At 75.8% G+C, this 20,188-nt stretch carries 16 protein-coding genes; 8 read left to right on the top strand and 8 right to left on the bottom strand.

Going from position 1 to position 20,188, the window contains the following annotated elements:
• Window positions 1-85 precede the first annotated feature (85 nt).
• The 3 genes from LGQ04_RS00560 to serS form a co-directional block, all read right to left on the bottom strand.
• The gene (locus LGQ04_RS00560) at window positions 86-550 is read right to left on the bottom strand and encodes a GNAT family N-acetyltransferase (protein WP_229241537.1); all 465 of its coding nucleotides are present in this window, start codon (window positions 548-550) and stop codon (window positions 86-88) included.
• A 96-nt stretch (window positions 551-646) separates the two neighbouring features.
• Window positions 647-1,438, bottom strand: coding sequence for an HAD family hydrolase (locus LGQ04_RS00555; RefSeq protein ID WP_229242351.1), 792 nt, complete (start codon window positions 1,436-1,438; stop codon window positions 647-649).
• A 47-nt stretch (window positions 1,439-1,485) separates the two neighbouring features.
• Window positions 1,486-2,769 (bottom strand): serine--tRNA ligase, encoded by a 1,284-nt coding sequence (gene serS / locus LGQ04_RS00550; protein ID WP_229241536.1) that lies wholly within the window; start codon window positions 2,767-2,769, stop codon window positions 1,486-1,488.
• A 63-nt stretch (window positions 2,770-2,832) separates the two neighbouring features.
• On the opposite strand from serS, the gene LGQ04_RS00545 reads away from it, so the two are divergent.
• Both LGQ04_RS00545 and LGQ04_RS00540 read left to right on the top strand, forming a co-directional pair.
• Window positions 2,833-3,975: a diacylglycerol/lipid kinase family protein gene (locus LGQ04_RS00545; protein WP_229241535.1), complete on the top strand. Its 1,143-nt coding sequence runs from the start codon at window positions 2,833-2,835 to the stop codon at window positions 3,973-3,975.
• A gap of 37 nt (window positions 3,976-4,012) precedes the next feature.
• On the top strand, window positions 4,013-8,587 hold the full coding sequence (locus LGQ04_RS00540) for a hypothetical protein (RefSeq protein WP_229241534.1): 4,575 nt from the start codon (window positions 4,013-4,015) through the stop codon (window positions 8,585-8,587).
• Here the strand turns inward: LGQ04_RS00540 and LGQ04_RS00535 are convergent.
• From LGQ04_RS00535 to LGQ04_RS00515, 5 genes are all read right to left on the bottom strand, one after another.
• On the bottom strand, window positions 8,554-9,372 hold the full coding sequence (locus LGQ04_RS00535) for a glycosyltransferase family 2 protein (protein WP_372469856.1): 819 nt from the start codon (window positions 9,370-9,372) through the stop codon (window positions 8,554-8,556). The genes LGQ04_RS00540 and LGQ04_RS00535 overlap by 34 nt on opposite strands.
• Before the next feature lie 134 nt (window positions 9,373-9,506).
• Entirely contained in the window at window positions 9,507-10,331 is an 825-nt protein-coding gene (locus LGQ04_RS00530) for a DUF5926 family protein (protein WP_229241533.1), read from the bottom strand.
• Between the two features lie 53 nt (window positions 10,332-10,384).
• Window positions 10,385-11,440 (bottom strand): pirin family protein, encoded by a 1,056-nt coding sequence (locus tag LGQ04_RS00525; protein ID WP_229241532.1) that lies wholly within the window; start codon window positions 11,438-11,440, stop codon window positions 10,385-10,387.
• A gap of 676 nt (window positions 11,441-12,116) precedes the next feature.
• Window positions 12,117-13,127 (bottom strand): hypothetical protein, encoded by a 1,011-nt coding sequence (locus LGQ04_RS00520; RefSeq protein WP_229241531.1) that lies wholly within the window; start codon window positions 13,125-13,127, stop codon window positions 12,117-12,119.
• 72 nt (window positions 13,128-13,199) lie between these two features.
• On the bottom strand, window positions 13,200-13,769 hold the full coding sequence (locus LGQ04_RS00515) for a DinB family protein (protein ID WP_229241530.1): 570 nt from the start codon (window positions 13,767-13,769) through the stop codon (window positions 13,200-13,202).
• An 86-nt stretch (window positions 13,770-13,855) separates the two neighbouring features.
• Here LGQ04_RS00515 and LGQ04_RS00510 point away from each other — a divergent pair, with 86 nt between their 5' ends.
• The 6 genes from LGQ04_RS00510 to LGQ04_RS00485 all read left to right on the top strand — a co-directional run bounded on the left by LGQ04_RS00510 (window position 13,856) and on the right by LGQ04_RS00485 (window position 20,072).
• Window positions 13,856-14,473 carry a TetR/AcrR family transcriptional regulator gene (locus tag LGQ04_RS00510; protein WP_229241529.1) on the top strand — a complete coding sequence of 206 codons (618 nt, stop codon included), beginning with the start codon at window positions 13,856-13,858 and terminating at the stop codon, window positions 14,471-14,473.
• Between the two features lie 30 nt (window positions 14,474-14,503).
• Window positions 14,504-15,817, top strand: coding sequence for an MFS transporter (locus LGQ04_RS00505; protein ID WP_229241528.1), 1,314 nt, complete (start codon window positions 14,504-14,506; stop codon window positions 15,815-15,817).
• A 91-nt stretch (window positions 15,818-15,908) separates the two neighbouring features.
• Window positions 15,909-16,577: a biliverdin-producing heme oxygenase gene (locus LGQ04_RS00500; protein WP_229241527.1), complete on the top strand. Its 669-nt coding sequence runs from the start codon at window positions 15,909-15,911 to the stop codon at window positions 16,575-16,577.
• A 248-nt stretch (window positions 16,578-16,825) separates the two neighbouring features.
• Window positions 16,826-18,127 carry a heme/hemin ABC transporter substrate-binding protein gene (locus tag LGQ04_RS00495; RefSeq protein WP_229241526.1) on the top strand — a complete coding sequence of 434 codons (1,302 nt, stop codon included), beginning with the start codon at window positions 16,826-16,828 and terminating at the stop codon, window positions 18,125-18,127.
• A 65-nt stretch (window positions 18,128-18,192) separates the two neighbouring features.
• On the top strand, window positions 18,193-19,203 hold the full coding sequence (locus LGQ04_RS00490; RefSeq protein WP_229242349.1) for a FecCD family ABC transporter permease: 1,011 nt from the start codon (window positions 18,193-18,195) through the stop codon (window positions 19,201-19,203).
• On the top strand, window positions 19,200-20,072 hold the full coding sequence (locus tag LGQ04_RS00485; RefSeq protein ID WP_229241525.1) for a heme ABC transporter ATP-binding protein: 873 nt from the start codon (window positions 19,200-19,202) through the stop codon (window positions 20,070-20,072). Before LGQ04_RS00490 ends, LGQ04_RS00485 begins: the two co-directional genes overlap by 4 nt.
• Window positions 20,073-20,188: the final 116 nt, after the last annotated feature.

Here is a 20,188-nt window from a genome sequence, read left to right as displayed (position 1 = left end):
CCCCCCCCCCCCCCCCCCCGACACCCCCGGCGACCACGCGCCGTCGGACACGAGCACCAGGCTTCTACCTCGCGCGACCTCGGTACTACCTCGCGGTCCCGGGGTCCTGGGGAGGCCGTAGCACCCGGCGGAAGAACGTCGCCGACGCCTCGTACCCGGCGGCCACGTAGAAGTCGCCCGCGCGGCGCGACGCGAGGGACACGTACGCCGCGCCGACCTCCCCCGCCCACCGCTCGGCCGCAGCCAGCAGGGCCCGGCCGACGCCGCGCCGTCGGGCGGACGCGTGCACCACCACCTCACCCACCCACACCACCGGCGCGTTGGCGTACAACGTGCCGTGGCGGTGCGCCACGAGGTAGCCGACGACGCCGTCCACGGCCTCCGCGACGACGGCGAGCGCGCTCGGATCCTCCAGCAGCGCGGGGTAGGACGTCTCGAACGCGGCGCGTTCCGGGACGTACGACGTCGCGAGGTCGCCGACGAGCGCCCAGACCGCACCCGCGTCGTCGGGCCGGGCGGGGCGGACGCCGACGGGTCCGAGGTCGTTCACGGTCACCACCTCCGGGGTCGGCCGAGGAACCAGGGTTCTCCCTCGTGCGCCTGCGGTTCCACCTTGCGCACTGCGGTACTACCTCGCGCGCCTGTCCTACCTCGCGGGGAGGAGGGTGCGCAGGAGCTGGACGGCGCCGTCGTCGTCGATGGTGCCGGTGACCTCGTCGGCGGCGTCGCGCACGGTCCGGTCCGCGTGGCCCATCGCGACGCCGCGGGCGGCCCAGCGCAGCATGTCGACGTCGTTGCGCCCGTCCCCGACGGCGACGGTGCGGTGCGGCTGCACGTGCAGGGCGCGACGCACCTGCTCCAGCGCCGTCGCCTTGGTGACGCCGCGCGGCGCGAGGTCCATCCACGCGGTCCAGCCGACGGCGTAGGTGACGTCGTCGAGCCCGAGGTGCTCGACGAGCTCGTCGAAGTCCTCGCTGGTCGACTCCGGCGCCCGCACGATCACGCGCGTCACCTCGCCGGACCACAGGTCGTCGAAGTCGACGACGCGGTGCTCGCCGTCGAGCTCGCCGTCGGGGAACAGCTCGTTCATGCGGAAGCCGACGCCGATGTCCTCGACGGCGTACCTCGCCCCCGGCAGGTGCTCCCGCAGGAGCCGCAGCGCGGGCCCCGGGTCGAACGTCTGGACGTCCTCCAGGACGTAGCCGGCCTCCGTGCCCGGGTCGAGGCGGGCCGTGACGGCACCGTTCGACGCGACGAGCCACCCGCGGTCCAGACCCAGGACCTCCGCCACGGGCGTCATCGCGAGCAGCGACCGCCCGGACGCCAGCACGACGTGGTGCCCCGCCTCCCGCAGCGCACCGACGACGTCGCGCACGTCGTCCGACATCTCCTGGTCGTACGACATGAGCGTGCCGTCGACGTCGAGCGCCACGAGCATCGGCTCGGAGGGCGCGGGGTCGGACGGGATGGCGCCGTCGCCCGCCGTCACGCGCGCACCGGCTCGAGCACCTCGAGCCCGCCGAGGTAGGGGCGCAGGCCCTCCGGGACGCGCACGGACCCGTCGGGCTGCTGGTGGTTCTCGAGGATCGCGACGATCCAGCGGGTCGTGCCGAGCGTGCCGTTGAGCGTCGCGACCGTGCGCGTCTCCGTGCGGCCGTCGCTCTCGACACGCTCGCGCACGCCGAGGCGGCGCGCCTGGAACGTCGTGCAGTTCGACGTCGACGTGAGCTCCAGGTAGCGGTTCTGCGTGGGCAGCCACGCCTCGCAGTCGAACTTGCGCGCGGCGCTCGACCCGAGGTCGCCCGCGGCGGTGTCGATGACGCGGTACGGCAGCTCGACGAGGCGCAGCATCTGCTCCTCCCACGCGAGGAGTCGCTGGTGCTCGGCCTCCGCCTCCTCGGGCGGGCAGTACGAGAACATCTCGACCTTGTGGAACTGGTGCACGCGGATGATGCCGCGCGTGTCCTTCCCGTACGACCCGGCCTCGCGGCGGTAGCACGCGCTCCACCCCGCGTAGCGCAGCGGCCCGCCCGACAGGTCGACGATCTCGTTCGCGTGGTACCCCGCGAGGGCGACCTCGCTCGTGCCGACGAGGTACAGGTCGTCGGCCTCGAGGCGGTACACCTCGTCGGCGTGCGCGCCGAGGAACCCGGTGCCCTGCATGACCTCGGGCCGCACGAGCGTAGGCGTGATGACCGGCGTGAACCCGGCCGCGAGCGCCTGGTCCATCGCGGCGTTGAGCAGCGCGAGCTCCAGGCGCGCGCCGACGCCCGTCAGGTAGTAGAACCGCGCCCCCGACACCTTCGCGCCCCGCTCCGTGTCGATCGCGCGCAGGCCCTCCCCGAGGTCGAGGTGGTCGCGCGGCGTGAAGCCCTCCGCGGCGAAGTCGCGGATCGTGCCCTCCTCGCGCAGCACGACGAAGTCGTCCTCGCCCCCGGGAGGCGCGCCCGCGATGACGTTCGCGATGCGGTGCTGGAGACCGCGCAGCTCCTCGGCGGCGGCGTCCGCGTCGGCCTGACGGGCCTTGACGTCGGCGGAGAGCTGCTTGGTCCGCGCCAGCAGCGCCGCCTTCTCCTCGCCCTGCGCCTGAGCCACCTGCTTGCCGAGGGACTTCTGCTCCGCCCGCAGCTGCTCGAACTCCGTGAGCGCCGCGCGGTGGCGCGCGTCCGCGTCGAGCGCGGAGTCGACGAGCCCGGGGTCGTCGCCACGGGCGACCTGGCTGGCTCGGACGGTGTCGGGGTTGTCGCGCAGGAGGCGGAGGTCGATCACCCGTGCAGCCTAACGAACGCACCCGGCACGGGGCCCGGGCGCGGGGCCGCTACGGTACCGACCATGGGCTGGGAACTGTGGCTGGCGGTCGTGGCGCTCGCGGTCGCCGTCGTCGCCCTGTCCGTCGCGCTCGGGATCCGCGCGCAGCACGCGCGGGGCGACCGGGCGACGTCGGTCACCGCCGGCCCCGACGCCGACGAGGCGGACGACCCGCGCGAGCTCGTGGCGTTCGTCGCGAACCCGTCGAAGCCCGACGTCCGCGAGCTCGAGGCCGTCGCGCGCGCGGCGTTCGCGGAGGCCGCGCTGCCCGACCCGCTGTGGCTCGAGACGACCGTCGAGGACCCTGGGCTGGGCCAGGCGCGGGAGGCCCTCGCCCGCGGCGCGGACGTCGTCGTCGCGGTGGGCGGCGACGGCACGGTCCGCGCGGTCGCCGAGGGCCTCGTGGGCACGGGCCGGACCATGGGCCTCGTCCCGCTGGGCACGGGCAACCTCCTCGCGCGCAACCTCGACCTGCCCGTGGGCGACGCCCGCGCCGCCCTGCGCGTCGTCATCGCGGGGGCGGACCGGCCCGTCGACGTCGGCTGGGCGCGGGTGCTGCGCTGGGCGGACGGCAAGGGTGACGGCAAGGGCGACGGCAAGGACGAGGGCGAGGACGACGGCGCGGCCCGGCCGACCGACCGCGAGCACCTCTTCCTCGTGATCGCCGGCCTCGGGTTCGACGCCGCGATGGTCGCGGACGCGGACGACGTCCTCAAGGCGAAGGTCGGCTGGGTCGCCTACTTCGTCGCGGGGATCCGCCACCTGCACGGGCGGCGGATGCGCGCCCGGATCCGCCTCGACGACCAGCCGCCCGTCGAGGCCCGCCTGCGCTCGCTCATGGTCGGCAACTGCGGCCGCCTGCCCGGCGGCATCACGCTCCTCCCCGACGCGGTCATCGACGACGGCGTGCTCGACGTCGCGGCGGTGGACACGCGGGGCGGCGTCGTGGGCTGGGCGCAGCTCTTCGGCGAGGTGGTCATGCAGGGTCTCGGGGTGCGCAACGACCTCCCGGCGAAGATCGGGCGCATCGACCACGCCCGGGCCCGGCGGGTGCGGGTCCGCGTCGACGGCGGGGAGCAGGCCCAGGTCGACGGCGACGTGCTCGGTCAGGCCGTCGAGCTGGAGTGCCGCGTCGACCCGGGTGCGCTCGTGGTGCGCACGGGCTGAGCACGGCCCCTCCACGGGCCCGCCGTAGGCTGGTCCGGTGACGCACGAGACCGCCCGACCTGTGCGCCGGCGGGTGCTGGCCGTGACCGCGCTCCTCGTGACGCTCCTCGTCTCCGGCGCCGTCCCCGGCGCGCTCCCCCTCGTCGGGGCCCCGGCCGCGGTGGCGACGCCCGCGCAGGAGGCGCGCGACCCCGAGCCGGTCGTCGTGGTCGGCGTCGCTGGCCTGTACTGGAGCGACGTGTCGCCGTCGTCGACGCCGACGCTGTGGTCGATGATCCGCCGGGGCTCGGTGGCGTCCATGAGCGTCGGGCGCACCACCTGCACCACCGACGGGTGGCTCACCCTGTCCGCGGGCCGCACGGTGTCGACGACCGACCCCGCCCTGGAGGTCGACGACGACGCGGACGGGACCGGCGCCGACGGCGCCCCCGCGCCCGGGTGCACCCCCGTCCCCACGCCCGTCCCGTCGACCGGCGCCGCGCCCACGGCCACCGAGGTGCCCGGCTGGTCGGACCTCGTCGCCCCCAGCGAGGACACCCCGGCCGGTGCGGCCCCGGCGCACCAGCCCGGCACGCTCGCCGCGCGCCTCGCGCCCACGGGCGTGTGCACGACGGCGGTCGGCCCGGGCGCGGCGCTCGCCCTCGCCGACGACGGCGGCCGCGTCGCGCGGTACGCACCCAGCCTGTCGGCCCTGCCCGCGGGCGAGATCGCGGTGTGCGACGTGACCGTCCTGGACCAGGGCGAGGTGGCCGACACGGCGGGCGAGCGCGGGGCCAGCCTCGACGAGCTCGACGACGCCCTGGACCGGGTGGTCGCCGAGGTCCGCCCCGGCACGCGCGTGCTCGTCGCCGGCGTCGCCGCGGGACCGGTCGGCGAGACCGGGCTCCAGGTGCTCGTCGACTGGCGCAAGGGCGAGCCCACCGGCGCGTGGCTGCACTCGCCCAGCACCCAGCAGGACGGCCTCGCCCAGCTCGTCGACGTCACCGCGACCGTGGTGGACACGGCCGGGGGCAGCACCGACGGGCTCGACGGCGCCCCCGTGACGCTCGGCGAGACGCGCCGCATGGACGTGTCGCGCACGGTCGAGAACCGGCAGTACCTCAACGTCCTGACGAGCACGATCCCCACGCACTACCCGGTGCTCGTCGGGGTGCTCGTCGCGACGCTCGTCGTCGTGGTCGGCGGCGCCCTGTGGGTCCGGCGGTCCGCCGCGCGGCGCGGCGACCCCGAGCGGCCCGGCCGCACGGGCCTGCGTCTGATCACCGCCGTGCTGCTCGTCGCCGGGGCCGCCCCCGTCGCCGCGTCCCTCGCGAGCCTGTCCCGCTGGTGGGTGTGGAGCGCGCCCGCCCCGGCGCTCACCCTCGCCCTCGCCACCGCGACCGTCCTCGTCGCGCTCGCCGCGTGGGGCCTGTCCCGGCTCCTGCCCCGCCGGCCGTGGGCGCTGCCCACCGCGCTCGCCGGCGTCACGTGGCTCGTCCTCACGGTGGACGGCGCGACCGGCACGACGCTCCAGCAGGCGTCGCTGCTCGGCACCTCCGCCGTCGTGGGGTTCACCCGGTTCTACGGGTTCAACAACGTCACGTTCGCCGTCTACGCCGTCGCGGGGCTCGTGCTCGCCGCCGGCCTGGCGTCCGCCGTCACCGCCCGCGGCGGCCGCCGTCGCACCGCCGCGTGGGTCGTCGCCGCCGTCGGGGCCGTCACCGTCGTCATCGACGGGTGGCCCGCGTTCGGTGCCGACTTCGGCGGCATCCTCGCGCTCGTCCCCGCGTTCGCCGTGCTCGCGCTCCTCGTCGGACGCGTGCGGATCACGTGGGCCCGGGCCCTCGTCGTCGCCGCCGTGACCGTCGCCGTCGTCGCCGTCGTCGCCGTCGTCGACTGGCTCGCCCCCGGCGACAGCTCGCACCTGGGCGGGTTCGTCCAGTCGGTGGTCGACGGCGCCGCGCTCGAGGTCGTCGGCCGCAAGGCGCTCGGCGCGTGGGCGACCGTCGCGAACCCCGTCGGTGCCCTCGCCGCCGTCCTCGTCGTCCTCGTCGTCCTCGCCGTCCTGCGGCCGGAGCGCGCGCGGCTCCCCGAGGTCGCGGCCGCGTACGCCGCGTGGCCGCTGCTGCGCCCGCTCGTCGTGGCCCTGACCGTCGTCGCCGGGGTGGGGTCGGTGCTCAACGACTCGGGCGTGATCATCGGCGTCATGGTCGTCGTCGTGGGCGCGGCGACCGTCGTTCCCGGCTTCACGCTGAGCGCCGCGCGCGCGGTCGCCGCGCGCGCGACCACCGACCGGGCGGGCACCGAGCTCCCCGAGCCGGGGATCCGCCGTATGCCGACGATGCTCGTGGCGGTCGGGGGCGGGCTGCTGCTCGTCGTCCTCCTCGCCTCGACCGTGCTCGGCGCGAGCGGGTTCCGCACGCAGTCCGCCGCCGCGCGGGCGGGCGGCGACGTCACCTCCACCCGGGCCGACGCGATCGCGACCGACCGACCCCTCGTCGTCGTCGGCACCACGGGGGTCACCTGGGAGGACGTCGCCGGCACCGGCACTCCCACGCTCGACGCGCTCCTCGGCGACGGCGCCGGCGCGGCCGGCGTCGCGCAGCCGACCGGCGCCGCGTCGCGCTGCACGGTCGGCGGCTGGCTCGCGCTCTCGGCCGGCCAGCTCGCCGAGGTCACCGACAGCCGCTCCCCCGACGGCCGGTGGGCCTGCCCCGACCCCGTGCCCGCACCCGACGCCGACGGGGGCGCCGACGTCGACGGCTGGGCGGACCTCGTCGCGCTCCAGGACGGCTCCGGGTACCAGGCGCGGCTCGGCGTGCTCGGCCAGGCCCTGGCCGGGGCGGGCGACGGCGCCGTGTGCGCGACCGCCGTCGGGCCGGGCGCCGCGCTCGCCCTCGCGGACGCCGACGGGCACGTCGCCCGGTACCGGGACGTCGGCACGGCCACGACGGACGGGAGCGACGCGTTCTCCTGCCCCGTGACGGTCGTCGACGCCGGGGACGCGAGCGTGCCCGCCGTCGACACCGACCTGCCCGAGGCGGAGCGCGAGGCCGCGCAGCGCACCGCGCACGCCGTCCGGCTCGCCGCCGTGGACGACACGGTCGCCGCGGTCCTCGACACCGTGCCGAGCGGGACGACCGTCCTCGTGGTCGACGTCGCGGGCACGCCCGGCGGTCGTCCCGTGCTCGGCGTCGCGCTCGCCCGCCCGTCCTTCGACGGCCCCGAGCAGGCGCGCTACCTCACGAGCGCCGCGACCCGCACCGACGGCGTCGCGCGCGTCCTGGACGTCCCCGCGACCGTGCTCGACGCCGCGGGCGTCGCCGCACCGCCGCGCGTCCAGGACACGCCGCTCGCCTGGGGGTCCCCGCGCCCGCCCGACGCCGCGACGACGTCCGACGCCCTCGCCGACCTCACGACGCGCGACCACGTGCGCCGCGCCGTCTACACCGCGTTCGTCGACGTCCCGTTCTACGCGGGGCTCGCGCTCGCCGCCGCCTGCCTGCTCCTCGCCCCCCGTGCGCGCCGGGCCACGGGTGCGCGGGAGCGTCGGGCCTGGGCACGGGTCGCGCACGTCGCCCGGGGCGCGGCGCTCGTCGTCGCCGCCGTGCCCACGGCCGCCTTCCTCGTGTCGTTGACCGGCTGGTGGCGGTTCGGCGACCCCGTGCTCGCGATCACCGTCGGCACCGCACTCGTCACGGCGGCCGTCGCCGGGCTCGGCGCCCTCGCCCCGCGCCGCCCCGTCTGGCTGGGACCGGGCGTCGTCGCCGGCATCACGTTCCTCGCGCTCACCCTCGACGCCCTCGTCGGCACCCCTCTCAACCGGGCCAGCCCGCTCGGCGCCGCACCGACGTTCGGCGCCCGGTTCTACGGGTTCGGCAACCCCACGTTCTCCGTGTACGCCGTGGCCGCGCTCGTGCTCGCCGCGGCGCTCGCGCAGTGGCTCGTACGCCGGGGCCGCCCCCGCACGGCCGCGGCCGCCGTGGCCGGCATCGGTCTCGTGACGATGGTCGTCGACGTCTGGCCCACGCTCGGCGCGGACCTCGGCGGCGGGCTCGTCGTCGTGCCCGCGTTCGCGGTCCTCGGCCTCGCCGCGTCGGGCCTGCGCGTCACCTGGCGGCGGCTCACCCTCGTCGCGGCCGCCGGCGTCGCGCTCGTCGCCGCCGTCGGCGTGCTCGACTGGCTCCGCCCGGCCGACCAGCGGTCGCACCTCGGACGGTTCGTCGAGCAGGTCGTCGACGGCTCCGCGTGGGACACGCTCGCCCGCAAGGCCGGGTACGCGCTGCGCTCCGTGCTCGGTGGGGTGCCGGTGTGGATCACCGTGGCCGTGCTCGTCGCCGCCGCGCTCCTGCTGTTCGCGCCGGGGCGGTTCACGCCGCGCTGGTTCGCGCGGACCGAGGAGGCCTGGCTGCTGCTGCGCCCCACCGTGCTCGCGCTGTGGATCGTGTGCGTCGCCGGGTCCGTCGTCAACGACTTCGGCGTGCGCATCGCGATGATCGCCCTCATCCCCGCCGTCCCGCTCCTCGTCCTCGCCGCGCTGCACGCGGCAGGCGGGGACGCGGCCGACGCGGCGACCGGCGAGGACTCGGGGGACGAGCGTCAGTGCGAGGCGCGGACCTTGTCGACGGCGTAGCGCACCTTGCGCGCGTTGACCGCCATGAGCACGTCCCGGTACTGGGCCGCCCGGTGGAGCTGGCCCTTGAGGTCGTTCGACGACGCCCGGTGCCGCAGGTCGCAGGGCACCTCCACCGCGACGTAGCCCTGCCGGAGCAGGTCGATCGTCATGCCGGTCTCCACGCCCCAGCCGCGGGCGAGCGGCGTCGCGGACTCGAACGCCTCACGGGTCAGGCAGCGCATCCCGGACAGGGGCTGCGTCGGGGTCCACCCCGTCATCGTCTGGATCGCGCGGCGCGCCGCCCCCACGACGATGCCGCGCCCGCCGGCGCCCGGCTGCGGAGGCAGGAGGGCGATCGCGACGTCCGCGTGCCCGTCGAGCACCGGGGGGACGAGCGGGGCCGTGTTGACCGCCGTCTCGCCGAGGTCCCCGTCGATGAAGAGCAGCAGGCGCGGGGGACGGTCCGGCGCGTCGCGCATGGCGACCACCGCCGCACCCGTCTCCATCGCCGCCGCCTTGCCGCGGTTGTGCGAGTGCCGCACGACGACGGCGCCCGCCTCGCGCGCGACGTGCTGGGTCGCGTCCTCGCTGCCGTCGTCGACGACGAGCACGAGGTCGACGTGCGGGATCGCCTTGGCCGCGCGGACGGTCGCGGCGATCCGGCGCGCCTCGTCCTTCGCGGGGACGATGACAGCGACGCGCTGGCGCACGGCCCGGCCCGTCCGGCCCGTCGCGACGACGGGCCGCGGTGTGCGGGCGCGCGTCCCGGACGCCGAGAGATAGGTGGGCGACGGGGACGTCACTCGACGTCCCGTCTCGTTACTCGCCTCGGTCGACCGATGGTCCGCGTTCACGCCGCCAGCCTAGTAGTGCAAAGAGTTGACCGCAGAATCGTCAGGCGCGCCGCCACGGACCTGCACGGCTTCTCCCCAGGACCTCAGCGCAGCGTCACCTGGCGCGAGACGATCCCCGCACGCGCCCGGCGCTCGTTCGCGTCGAGCGGCTCCGTGACGGCGAGCGCCTCCGTGAGCCGTGCGTCGAGCTCGGCGAGCGGGCCCTCGAGCTCGTCCGCCTCGGTGCCGCGCGGCAGCTCCCACACGGGCACGAGCAGGCCGCTCGACCGGAAGGCGCCCACGAACTTGCCGCCCGCGAGACCCGACTCGCGGCGCGCGTGCAGGCGTGAGATCGCGTCGATGAGCGTGTCCTCCGGCTCCGGGCGTGCCCAGCGCAGGAACTCGCGCGACATGCGGCACCAGTACGCGGACGGGACGGCGTCGACCTTGACGGTGGGGACCATCGACTCGGCGGCCTCGTCGAGCGACGCCCGCACCTCGGCCGTGACCTCCTGCGACGGGTCGAGCCAGTACGAGAAGTCCTCGTGGACCGTGACCTCGAACGGGACCGACGGGTCGAGCACGTCCTGCAGGCGCGGGCCGGCGTCGGGCAGCGCGCTCGTCTCGATCGACGTGCCCGGCTCGGTGTCGATCGCCTCCAGCAGCGCCGCAGCGAGGTCGCGGCTCGTGTCGCCGGACCCGGCGAGGGTCTGCACGGCGAGGAGGATCGTCCCGTCCTGACGGTGCAGCGCCGCCCAGCCCGCGGGCAGCACGGTGACGACGAGGACGTCGCGCGCGCCGTGCTCGGCGGTCGTGCGGGCCGTGGCCGACGCCGAGGGCACGACCTCCCGCATCGCGACCCAGTCGGTCTCGCCGGGCAGTCCCTCGAACGGACGCAGCACGAAGTCGGGCGTGGAGTTCTTGGCCATGCGCGGCAGTCTACCGACGCCGACCCGCCGCCCCGCGAGAGAGCGCTCGGGCGCTACCTCGCGGACGGGCGGGTGCGCGGACGGAGGCGGACGTCGGGGAGGACCGGGGCGGGCAGCGGGCCGCCGTCGTAGCCGACGACCGCGCCGAACCTGCCGGCGCTCGCGCCGTCCGCGGAGCGGGTCCCGCCCTCGTCGGCGACCACGAGCTGGGCCTGCCAGTCCTCGCGGGCGCGCGCGACGTCGTCGTGCGACCGGCCGACGAAGTTCCACCACATGACGATGTCCTCGCCGAACGGCTCGCCGCCGACGAGCACGGCCCGCACGGGTCCGTCCGGACCCGCCTCGACGGCGAGCGTCCGACGCCCCGGCCCGACGTAGCCGAGCGACGCCACGGGCACGTCCTCGCGCTCGAGCCGGGCGGCGCCGTCGTCCACGAGGAGGCCGTGCTCGAAGGCGGGGTCGACGTCGAGCTCGACGCGCGCGCCCGGGGCGAGGTCGATCTGGGCCCCGACGATCGGCGTGTACGACGTCGCGGGCGAGCGCAGCGCGGTCCCCGCGACCCCGAGCGCACCGAGGAAGACCTGGACGCGTGCGCCGTCGTGGTCGGCGACGGGCAGGTCGGCGTGGTGCTCGAACGCGGGGGCGTCGGCGAGCCGGTCGCCGGGCAGCGCGACCCAGAGCTGGACGCCGTGCAGGACGGGCGGCCGCGTCCCGCGGGGCGACTCCTCGGAGTGGGAGATGCCGCGCCCGGCGGTCATGAGGTTGAGCTCGCCGGGGCGCACGGTCTGGAGCGACCCGACGGAGTCGCGGTGCAGGATCTCGCCGGCGAACAGCCAGGTGACGGTCTGGAGCCCGGTGTGGGGGTGGGGCGGCACCTGCATCCCGTCGGTCCCGTCGCCGATGGCGGGCAGGGGGTCGGGGCCGTAGTGGTCGAGGAAGCACCAGGCGCCGACGAGCGAGCGGGCGCGTTGCGGGATCGTGCGCCGGACCCGCATGGCCCGGGTGCCGCCGAGGGGCACGTCGCGGTGCTCCAGCACCTCCACGGGGCCCGTCCCGGGCGCACCCGTGGCGCACACGCGTTCCTCCGGGCGGGTCTCGAGGTTGCTCACGGGACGAGCGTAGGCCCGTCGTGCGCGGGCCCGCCCGGTCACGGCTCGGTGACGACGTGGCCCCGGCGCTTCGTCCGGGCGTCCCGGCGCGGGAGAATAGCGTCGAGGCCCCTCGGAGCAGGATTCCGAGGGGCCTCGTCGTCGCCGCGCAACCCCGGGGCGGTCGGGCCGTAGGCCCGTCGGGGCGCCGCTCGCGACGTGGCGGCCCGGCGACGCCGCGGGCACGGACGTTCCGGCCCGTTCTCCTCGGTGTCGCCGATCGCGGTCGGTCTTCCGGGTCCGTCGGAGCCTGCGCCGTCGCGCGCAGCCCGGGCCGTGGCCTCGGGTCGTCCGCCGTTCTCCGGTCGACCGTGCCCTCGCGAGCACACGTGGTGTCTCCTGCCGCTGCCCCGGCGGAGGCTGTGGACCCCTCTCGCTGCGTGCCGGAACCTCGTCGTCCACGTGCGCCCGTGCGGGCCGATACGCACGTTTGTAGTCCCCGGACGGGGGCCGGGGCAAGGGTTCCCACCGGTGTCATTTCGAGGGGTTCTCTGACCACAGGTTCGTCCACAGCGTCTGGCCCGGGATGCCCACACCGCCCACAGCCCTGTGGACGAATTCTGTGGACAGGAAACCTGGCTGTCACCCCCGACGCCGGGGGTTCACCCGGGAGGCGGCGACGGGACGGACCGGACCGTCAGACCCAGAAGTGCGTCGTCGGAGCCGTCGCGGGCGTGAGCCGCTCGTCGAGGTCGAGGTCGCGCACGACGAACCCGCCGTCGTCGACGAGCGTCCCGCCGACACGACCGTGCAGCACCGCCGCGAGCCGGGCCACGAGGACACGTGCACGACCCCGGGCGATGACGTGCAGGCCCGACGGTCGTTCGAGCTCGAGCTCGTACGGGTCCGCCGGTCCCCAGGACAGCCGGTACGCGTACGGGCCGTACTCCCGCCAGTCGAGCCCGCCGAGCGCGAGCGGCACCTCGGGGACGCGCTGCATGGCGAGCCGGACCGCGCCGTCGTACGGCGTGTCGCCCGACGCCGCGAACGCCGCCGGCCCGTCGTGCCGGGGGTGGTGCTCGGTCACGACCGCGGACGGGACGACCGTGCGCAGCACCCCGAGCCCCTCCTCCGGCGTGAGCACCTGCGCGGTGAAGAGGACGAGGTCGACGCCGGAGGTCGGGTCGGGCGTGAGGACGGTGGTGCCGTCCACGACCACCGCGCCGCCGGTGCGGCGGGCGGCGGCGACCGCCCACGCCACCGTCTGCAGCTCGGCGCCGGTGGGCAGCCCGCCCGCGAACGCACGCGCCAGGCCGTCCCGGTCGTCGGGGACGGCCGTGGGGGCGCCGCGCGGCGCCGGGGCGTCGAGGACGAGCGCGAAGGCCTCGGCCGCGCCGCTCGCGAGGTCGAGCGCCTGCGTCTGCGGGCCGCTGAGCGGGAAGGGCCCGACGGCGCGCACTCCCTCGGCGAGGTGCAGCTCCCCGGGCCGCACCGCGTCGTCGGGCACGACGCCCCGGAACCGGGCCCCCGCCATGGGCCGAGCGGGCCCGCCCCCGCCGGGTGCCGTCGTCCAGGCGGCGTCGGGGAACCAGGCGCGCGCGAGGGCGTCGAGCGGCACGCGGGCGGTCGCGCGCGAGCGCGGGAGGGCGAGGAGGTGAGCGCCGGCGTGCGCCTCGGGCACGAGTCCGGCGACGACGGCGGCGTCCATGCCCGGACGGTAGACCGCCCGGAATGCGTGGATGTTACGCGGGTGTGACGCGCCGGGGTCGATCGGCCCGGCTCACGGGGCGTCGACGTCGCGCAGGTGGTGCACGACGTCGTGCAGGAAGTACTGCCCGAGCGTGCGGACGGTGAAGACGGACCCGTTGGACCGACGCCCCGGGCGGTCCCACGTGTCGGGGGCGAGGGCGTCGAAGCGCCCGGCGACGCGCTCCCCCGCGATCTCGAGCTCGCGCGCGACGACGGCCGGGTCCTGGTGCGCGTAGTCCTCGGCGAGCGCCGTCGCGTCCTGGTCCCAGTTCGCGAAGAGCGGGTCGTCGCCCTCGACCATCGACTGGAGGCGCACGTCGAAGACGGAGAAGACGTCGCGCACGTGGGCGCCGTACTCGAGCGGCGACCAGGTCGTGGGGGCGGGCCGGGTGCGGGCGTCGGCGCGCCCGAGGACTGCGACGTACCGGGGGATCGCGTCGCGCACGGCGGGGCCGACGGCGTCGGGCTCGACCGTGCCGGCGACGAAGCCGCACTCGGGGCAGGGGCGGTCGAGGACCCAGGTCCAGTCCTTGGTGTCGGCGGGGACGGCGGGGTAGTCGGGGTAGGCAGGCTCGTCGGCCCGGGGCGCGCGGGGGTCCATGGCGGGAGTGTGCCAGAACGCCCGGTCGCGACACGTCCCGGACCGCCCCGTTTGGCGTTCTGACACGACCTCCCTAGGGTGTCAGCATGCCCAAGATCATCGGAGGGTCCCTCCACGAGCACCGCGCACAGACCCGGCAGAAGCTGTTCGCCGCGCTCTCGACCCTCATGATGGACCGCGGGTTCGACGCCATCTCCCTCGCCGACATCGCCGCCGCCGCCGGCGTGGGACGCACGGCCGTGTACAACCACTTCCCCGACAAGGAAGCACTGCTCCTCGGGTTCATCACGCACGAGACCGAGCAGTACGTGAGCACCCTCGAACGGGCCCTCGACGACGTCGACGACCCCGTGGCACAGCTGCGCACGTACATCCGCCAGCAGGCGCAGCTCACGCGCGTGTTCCACCTCGCCCCCGGCCCGGACCTGCGCACGGTCCTCTCCCGGACCACGCGACAGCGCCTGCGCGAGCACGCCGAGCTCGTCGAGGCGATCCTGCGCCGGATCGTGCGGTCCGGCATCGAGGCCGGGGAGTTCCCCGCGCAGGACATCGACACGACCGTCCAGCTCGTCAACGCGTGCCTGTCCGGGCGCCTCATGCCCGACGACCCCGCCGCCCGCGAGCAGGCCGTCGCCGCGACGGAGGCGTTCGTGCTCCGCGCGGTCGGCGCCGACCTCGACGCACCCGCCCTCCCGCGCCGCTGACCGGGGCAACCGTCTCGTAGTCTCGGTCGCATGTCCCCCCGACGCCGCGACCGGGCGCCGCGGCTGCCCCGCACGCCGCTCGGCCCGGCGTTCACCAACGTCTTCACGGCCAACCTCAGCTCCAGCCTCGGCGACGGCGTCGCGCGCGTCGCCGCACCCCTGCTCGCCGTGCGCCTCACCGACGACCCCGTCCTCGTGTCCGGCATCGCCGCCGTCGCGCTCCTGCCGTGGCTGTTCTTCGCCATCCCCGCCGGGATCCTCCTCGACCGGGTCGACCGGCGGCACGCGCTCGCGCTCGCCAACGGGGTGCGGACCGTCGTCGCGCTGGGCCTCGTCGCCCTCGCGTGGACCGACACCCTGACGATCTGGTCGCTGTACGCCGTCGTGTTCCTCCACGGCGCCTTCGAGACCGTGTACGACGGCGCGATCCGCGCGGTCGTGCCGTCGATCGTGCGCCCCGCCGACCTCCCGCGCGCGAACTCGCGCATCGAGGCGGGCGAGGTCACCGTGCAGAACTTCCTCAGCGCACCGCTCACCTCGGCGCTCTTCGCCGTCGCCGTCGTCATCCCGCTCGGCGTCGGAGCCGCCGCGTACGCGGCCGCGTTCGTCCTCGCGTTCTTCCTGCCCGCCGCCGCGGCGGGCGAGCACCGCACCGGCCCGCCCGACGACGCCCGGGCGCCCTGGCACCGCCAGGTCGCCGACGGCGTCCGGTACATCTGGGCGCACCCCGTGCTGCGGCCGCTGTGGCTGCTCTCGACCGTCGTCGGGCTCTGCTTCTCCGCCGCGACGGCGACCCTCGTGCTGTTCGTCCTCGACCGGCTCGGCGTGCCGGAGGGGTGGTTCGGGGCGTTCATGCTCGTCGGTGCCCTCGGCTCGCTGCTGGGCGCCGCCGTCGCGACACCCCTCAAGGACCGGTTCCGCTCCGGGCCGGTCATGGCCGTCGCGAACCTCGCGACGCCGACGGCGCTCGTCGTCATGGGGCTCGTGCCGGTCGTCCCCGTCGCCGCGGTGCTGCTCGCCCTCTCGTTCGGCGGCACCACCGTGTGGAACATCCACGTCATGTCCCTGCGGCAGGCCGTCATCCCGAGCCGGCTGCTCGGACGCGTCCACGGGACGTGGCGGACCCTGCTGTGGGGCGTCATGCCGCTCGGGGCGTTCCTCGGCGGCCTGCTGGCGCGCGTGGACCTCACCACGCCGCTGGTCGTGGGCGGCGGTGTGGCGGTGGTCGTGGGGCTCGTCGGGTTCCGGTTCCTCGCGCGGCTGCCCAACCCGGAGGAGGTCGGCCCGGAGCCCGACACCTCCGCGGGACCCGGAGACGTCCCCCCCGCTCGGAAAGATAGGTAAACCTCACTCACTGGGGTACAGTCCTGACGCATCGTCATGACATCGTGTCAGGACGACGTCTCGCGACCCGACCCACCCCGCAGGAGCCCCCGTGACCGCCCTGACGCACGACCGCGGCACCACCGACCAGACCACGCCCCTCTCGCAGCGCCTGCGCGAGGGCACGCGGCCCGAGCACGAGCAGGCCGAGAGCTCGGGCTTCGTCGAGAGGCTCATGTCGGGGCAGCTCGACCTCGCCGCCTACGCCGACCTCGCCGCCCAGCAGTGGGCCGTCTACGGCGCGCTCGAGGACGCGAGCGCCGCGATCCGCACCGACGCGCAGGGCGCGACGCTCGTGTTCGACGAGCTCACCCGCACCCCCGAGATCGAGAAGGACCTCACGTTCCTCGTCGGTCCGGACTGGGCCGAGCGCGTGACCATCCACCCCGCGACCGAGCGGTACGTCGCCCGGCTCCGCGAGGTCGGCGACTCGCTGCCCGCCTACGCCGCGCACGCCTACACCCGGTACCTCGGCGACCTCTCCGGCGGCCAGATCATCAAGCGCATGCTCGAGCGCCACTACGGGCTGACCGGGGACGGCCTCGCGTTCTACACGTTCGTCGAGATCCGCAAGTCGAAGCCGTTCAAGGACGTCTACCGCGAGCGCCTCGACGCGCTCACCCTGACGCCGGAGCAGCTCGACCTCACGGTCGCCGAGGCCAAGCACGCGTTCCGCCTCAACAGCGACCTCTTCGCCGACCTCGGCGCCGCCCACTGCTGACCGCGACGTAGTACCAGGGTCCCCGAGGTAGTACCAGGGTCCCCCGAGGTAGTACCAGGGTCCCCCGAGGTAGTACCGAGGTCACACGACGTAGAACCGAGGCACTCCTTCGCGGCAGGCGGCGGGTGACCCGGGCAACACCGAGGACGGTCCACCCGGGGCTCAAGTCAGGTTAGGCTCGTCTTATCCGGGTCGGGCAAGACCCCGCCGGTCGCCCTCCCCGCGCACCGCTCCCTGGAGAACTCCCCATGCCGCACCCTGCCCGCGCCGTGCCGAGCCACGGCACGTCGACCGGAACGTCCCCCACCGGCACGTCGCCGACCCGGCCGAGCGCCCCGAGCCGGCCGACGCGGTCCGCCCGGGCCGCACGCCGCACGGCGAGGACGCTGACCGGGCTGGGCGCCGTCGTCGTGCTCGGGGTCGTGGCGGCGTGCACGCCGCTCCCCTACGAGCCGCCCGCGACGCCGGAGACCACCACCGAGGCCGCGGAGCCCGCGACCGCGGCCCCCACCGAGACGCCCACCGGACAGACGCCCGACGCCGCGCCCGCCTGCACGACGCTCGAGGAGTCGCGCGCGGCGGGCGGCGGCTCGGACGTCGACCCGGCGGCGTTCCCCACGGGCCCGTCCACGGCGACGTTCGCCGACGAGGCGATCGACCCCGTCGCCGACGCGCCGGCCCCGCAGCTCCCCGTGACCGTGGAGTCGGTCGACGGCCGCACGGTCGAGGTCGCGGACGTGAGCCGCATCATCCCGGTCGACCTGTACGGCACGCTGGGCGAGATCGTGTACAGCCTGGGCCTCGGCGACAACGTCGTCGGCCGCGACCTGCCCACCGGGTTCCCGGAGGCGGCGGACGTCCCGGTCGTCACGGGCGCCGGGCACGCGCTCGACGTCGAGGCGATCCTCGGGCTCGACCCGTCGGTCATCCTCACGGACGCGACGATCCTCACGGACGACGTGCGCTCGCAGCTCGAGCAGTCGGGCGTCCCGGTCGTGTACTTCGACGACGCGCGGACGCTCGACGGGGTGGACGACCGCATCCGCGCGGTCGCGACGGCCCTGGGCGTCCCGGCGGAGGGCGAGGCGCTCGTCGAGCGCACGGACCGGCAGATCTGCGCGGCGCTCGACGCCGTCCCGACGGACACGGGCGACCCCCGCGTCGCGTTCCTCTACCTGCGCGGCGCGAACATCAAGATGCTGTTCGGGCCGGGGTCGGGCGCCGACGACCTGGTCCGCGCGATCGGCGGCGAGGACGCGGGCACGGCGATCGGCCTCACGCAGGAGTACGCCCCGGTGACGAGCGAGGCGATCATCGCCGCCGCGCCGGACGCGTACCTCGTGATGACCGACGGGCTGGAGTCCATGGGCGGGCTCGACGCGATGATGGCGATCCCCGGGCTCGCGCAGACCCCCGCGGGCGAGGCGCAGCGCGTCGTCGACATGGACGGCTCGCGACTGCTGACGTTCGGCCCGCGCACGGGCGCGACCCTCGCGTCGCTCGTCGAGGCGTTCTACGGCGTCCCGGCCCCCGAGCTGCCGGCGTCGTGACCGCGCCCCTCGCTCGCGTCGTGCCCGACGTCGGGCGGCAGCGCCGTCGCGCGGCGCGCTGGCTCATGATCGGGCTCGGCGTGGCGCTCGCCGTGCTCACCGTCGTCTCGGGGATGACGGGGCAGGTGCCCGTGTCGCCCGCGGAGGTCCTCGGGTCGCTCGCGCACCACGTGGGGCTCGACTGGGGGCCGATGCCGTCGCACCCGCAGGGCGAGAACGCGCTGTGGGTCGTGCGGTTCCCGCGCGTCGTGCTCGCGATCGTCGTGGGGGCGGCGCTCGCGTGCTCGGGCGCGCTCATGCAGGGCGTGTTCGGCAACCCGCTCGCCGAGCCGGGCGTCATCGGCGTCTCGTCGGGCGCGGCCGTGGGCGCGTGCGCGGTCATCGTCACGGCGGGCGCGCTCGTGCCGGGCACGTGGGTCGCGGCGGCCGCGTTCGTCGGGGGCCTCGTCACGACGTTCGTCGTCTACGCCCTCGCACGGGCCGGTGGCCGCACGGAGGTCGTCACGCTCGTGCTCACCGGCATCGCCGTGAACGCGTTCGCGGGCGGCCTGCTCGCGTTCTTCACGTTCGTCGCCGACCCGGCCGCGCGCGAGCAGATCGTCTTCTGGCAGCTCGGCTCCCTCGGCGGTGCGACGTGGCGGTCCGTCGCGGTGGTGCTGCCGGTCGCCGTCGTCGGCGTCGTCGGGGCGATGCTCGTGCGCCGCAAGATGGACCTGCTCGCGCTCGGGGAGCGCGCCGCGCACCACCTCGGGGTCGACGTCGAACGGTTGCGCCAGCTCGTCATCGTGCTCGTCGCGCTGCTCGTGTCCGCGGGGGTCGCCTTCACCGGCATCATCGCGTTCGTGGGTCTCGTCGTGCCGCACCTCGTGCGCATGGTGTGCGGGCCCAGCCACCGCACCCTCATCCCCGCGTCGGTGCTCGGCGGGGCGGTCGTGCTGCTCGCCGCGGACCTCCTCGCGCGCAGCGTCGTCGCGAACGTCGAGCTCCCCCTCGGCATGATCACGTCGCTCGTCGGCGGCCCGTTCTTCTTCTACCTACTGCGCCGCACGCGCTCGCGCCAGGGAGGCTGGGCATGAGCGACCTGCGCCACGAGGGCGCCTCGTTCCTCGGTTCGCTGCGCACCGCCGTCACCGGTGCCCGACGCCGCGCCCACCGCCCCGGGCCCGTCGCACCCGGCGAGGTGGTCACCGCCGCGCACGGCGTCTCCCTCACCCTCGGCGGCGCGCCGATCCTGCGCGACGTCTCCGTCGACGTGCGCGCCGGAGAGGTCCGGGCGCTGCTCGGCCCCAACGGCGCCGGGAAGTCCTCCCTGCTCGGCGTCCTCACGGGCGACCTGTCCCCGGAGGCGGGGGACGTCGTCGTGCACGGCCGCCCCCTGCGCGCCTGGACGCCCACCGAGCGCGCCATGCGCCGCGCCGTCCTGCTCCAGCAGGTCTCCCTGAGCTTCCCGTTCACCGCCGTCGACGTCGTCCGCATGGGACGGTCGCCGTGGCGGGGCACCCCCTTGGAGGAGGACGACGACGAGGCCGTCGCGGACGCGCTCGCCGCGACGGACGTCGTGCACCTCGCCGAACGGCACTTCACGTCGCTCTCCGGGGGCGAGCGGGCGCGTGTCGCGCTGTCGCGCGTCCTCGCCCAGCGCACGACGCTGCTCATGCTCGACGAGCCCACCGCGGCCCTCGACCTCAAGCACCAGGAGATGGTGCTGCAGCTCGCCCACGCGCACGCCGCCGCGGGCGGCGCCGTCGTCGTCGTGGTGCACGACCTCTCGCTCGCCGCGGCGTACGCGGACCGGGTCACCGTGCTCGCGGGCGGTCGCGTCGTCGCCGACGGCGGCCCGCGCGACGTGCTCACCGAGGACCTGCTCAGCGAGGTCTACGACCACCCCGTCGAGGTCATCGAGCACCCCGGCGGCGGCGCCCCCATCGTGCTGCCGCGCCGCTGACCCGGGAGCCGTCACCCGTCCCGGACGGTCGTTGACCTGCTACGAGCGCTGCCACTAGGCTGGCTCCACTAGATCCCCCACGCCTCTCCGCGATGCGCAACCCGGGGGATTTTCTC

Source organism: Cellulosimicrobium marinum (assembly GCF_020551945.1).
In the GTDB taxonomy this organism is placed as follows: Bacteria; Actinomycetota; Actinomycetes; order Actinomycetales; family Cellulomonadaceae; genus Cellulosimicrobium; species Cellulosimicrobium marinum.
The sequence above is the reverse complement of the archived record's forward strand: the minus strand, read 5'-3'. Positions and strand labels throughout refer to the sequence as shown.

Coding starts and splice junctions, on each gene's coding strand:
- LGQ04_RS00520 (WP_229241531.1), bottom strand. CDS start 13,127: ATGGACGCCGCCGTCGTCGCCGGACTCGTGCCCGAGGCGCACGCCGGC.
- LGQ04_RS00510 (WP_229241529.1), top strand. CDS start 13,856: ATGCCCAAGATCATCGGAGGGTCCCTCCACGAGCACCGCGCACAGACC.
- LGQ04_RS00555 (WP_229242351.1), bottom strand. CDS start 1,438: ATGCTCGTGGCGCTCGACGTCGACGGCACGCTCATGTCGTACGACCAG.
- LGQ04_RS00490 (WP_229242349.1), top strand. CDS start 18,193: ATGATCGGGCTCGGCGTGGCGCTCGCCGTGCTCACCGTCGTCTCGGGG.
- LGQ04_RS00515 (WP_229241530.1), bottom strand. CDS start 13,769: ATGGACCCCCGCGCGCCCCGGGCCGACGAGCCTGCCTACCCCGACTAC.
- LGQ04_RS00495 (WP_229241526.1), top strand. CDS start 16,826: ATGCCGCACCCTGCCCGCGCCGTGCCGAGCCACGGCACGTCGACCGGA.
- LGQ04_RS00485 (WP_229241525.1), top strand. CDS start 19,200: ATGAGCGACCTGCGCCACGAGGGCGCCTCGTTCCTCGGTTCGCTGCGC.
- LGQ04_RS00530 (WP_229241533.1), bottom strand. CDS start 10,331: ATGGCCAAGAACTCCACGCCCGACTTCGTGCTGCGTCCGTTCGAGGGA.
- LGQ04_RS00545 (WP_229241535.1), top strand. CDS start 2,833: ATGGGCTGGGAACTGTGGCTGGCGGTCGTGGCGCTCGCGGTCGCCGTC.
- LGQ04_RS00505 (WP_229241528.1), top strand. CDS start 14,504: ATGTCCCCCCGACGCCGCGACCGGGCGCCGCGGCTGCCCCGCACGCCG.